General features: G+C 49.1%; 1 rRNA gene. It reads left to right on the top strand.

The annotated features are described in order from the left end of the window. A 23S ribosomal RNA gene (locus GCM43_RS25540) occupies positions 1-389 on the top strand; the annotation flags it as partial.

Below are 389 nucleotides of genomic sequence, written 5' to 3' on the forward strand. Positions count from 1 at the left end.
AGGGTGAAAGGGTTGCAATAAACTGGTGGCTGCGACTGTTTAATAAAAACACAGCACTCTGCAAACACGAAAGTGGACGTATAGGGTGTGACGCCTGCCCGGTGCTGGAAGATTAAATGATGGGGTGCAAGCTCTTGATTGAAGTCCCAGTAAACGGCGGCCGTAACTATAACGGTCCTAAGGTAGCGAAATTCCTTGTCGGGTAAGTTCCGACCTGCACGAATGGCGTAACGATGGCCACACTGTCTCCTCCCGAGACTCAGCGAAGTTGAAATGTTTGTGATGATGCAATCTACCCGCGGCTAGACGGAAAGACCCCATGAACCTTTACTGTAGCTTTGCATTGGACTTTGAATCAATCTGTGTAGGATAGGTGGGAGGCTTTGAAG

This window comes from Janthinobacterium aquaticum, from assembly GCF_009208565.1.
Lineage (GTDB): Bacteria > Pseudomonadota > Gammaproteobacteria > Burkholderiales > Burkholderiaceae_D > Janthinobacterium.